Annotated in this window: 1 protein-coding gene; it reads right to left on the bottom strand. The window is 69.7% G+C overall.

Features of this window, described 5'->3' with window-relative positions:
• On the bottom strand, window positions 1-1,667 hold a 1,667-nt coding region (locus VMT30_00105), incomplete at both ends, for a type I polyketide synthase (protein HVQ43358.1).

Here is a 1,667-nt window from a genome sequence, read left to right as displayed (position 1 = left end):
AGCCAGAACCGCTCCCGCTGGAACGGATAGGTGGGCAAGGGCACCCGCTTGGCGCCCGTGCCTTCGAAGAAGGCCCCCCACTCGACCTCCGCCCCGGCCGCGTGTGCATGGGCGATCGCCCTGTTGAGCGCCCCGCGCTCCTCGCGTCCCTCCCTGAGCGTGGGGATGAAGGCGGCCTCTGCCTCTGAGCCCAGGGTCTCGCGCGCCATCGCCAAGAGCACGGGATCGGGTCCCAGCTCGAGGTAGGTGGTCGCGCCCTGCTCGATCAGCGTGTCGAGGGTGTCCTTGAAGCGCACCGCCTCCCTGGCGTGGCGCACCCAGTAGGCGGGGTCGGTCGCCTCTTCGGGGCCGAGCAGCTCGCCGGTCAGGTTGGAGACGATCGGGATCCGGGGCTGCTTGAAGCTGAGCTCTGAGCAGAGCTCTGCGAACTCCTCCAGCATCGGCTCCATCAAGGGCGAGTGGAAGGCGTGGGAGACCTCCAGGCGCTTGGTCTTTCGGCCCTCCTGCTCCCAGTGGGTCCTGATCTCCTCGACCGCCTCCTCTTGCCCTGAGAGGACGCAGGAGGCGGGGCCGTTGACGGCGGCGATCGAGAGCTCTGCCTCTCTGCCTTGGATCGAGTCATGGAGCTCTTCCTCGGTGGCCTCGATCGCGGCCATCGCGCCTCCCTTTGGCAGCGCCCCCATCAGGGCGCCCCTTGCCGTGATCAGCCTCGCGGCGTCTTTGAGCTCGAGCACGCCGCTGATGTGGGCGGCGGCGATCTCGCCGACCGAGTGCCCCGCCATCAGCTCTGGCTTCAGGCCCTTCTCTTCGAGCGCCCTTGCGAGCGCCACCTCGATCGCGAACAGGGCGGGTTGGGCGCAGGCGGTGTCCGCGAGGCGCGCCTTGGCCTTCTTGCCCTTGGCGAAGAGGATCTCCCGCAGCGGCGTCTCGAGGTGTTGGTCGAGCTCTTTGCAGAGCTCCTCGAACGGATCCTTGAAGTGCGGGTCGCTCTCCAAGAGCTCTTTGCCCATGCCGAGGCGCTGGGAGCCCTGGCCGGTCAAGAGGTAGGCGAGCCTTCCTTCCCCTGCCCTGGCCTCGATCAGGTCGGGTGAGGGCTCTGCCCTGACCAGGGCGTCGAGGGAGGCGATCAGCTGCTCGGTGTCCTCGCCCAGGGCGATGGCCCTGTGCTCGAAGTGGCTGCGGGTGGTGATGAGGGAGTGGGCGACGTCGGTGGGGTCGAGCTCTGCTCGCTCCAGGTGGGCGGCGAGGCGCCCGGCTGCCTCGCGCAGGGCCTCGGTGCTCTTCGCCGCGAGGGCGAGCGGGATCGGGCCCGCCAGAGCTTGCTTGGAGGAAGCGCCGGGGCGCTCCCCTGTCCCCCGGTCCCCCACCGGGACCCGCTCGGGCGCCTCCTCCAAGATCACGTGGGCGTTGGTGCCGCTGATGCCGAAGGAGGAGACGGCCGCTCTGCGCGGCGCTCCCCCCGGCTCCCAGGGGCGCTGCTCGGTGAGCAGCTCGATCTCGCCCGCATCCCAATCGACTTTCGAGGAGGGCCGATCGACGTGCAGCGTCTTGGGCAGGACGCCCTCGCGCATCGCCAGCGCCATCTTGATCACCCCTGCCACCCCGGCCGCGGCCTGGGCGTGGCCGATGTTGGACTTGATCGAGCCGAGCGCAAGCGGCTCTGCTCT

The organism is Candidatus Saccharimonadia bacterium (assembly GCA_035544015.1).
Taxonomy (GTDB): Bacteria; Patescibacteriota; Saccharimonadia; order UBA4664; family UBA4664; genus UBA5169.
Note: the sequence above shows the minus strand (reverse complement) of the source record. Positions and strands in the feature narration are given on the sequence as shown.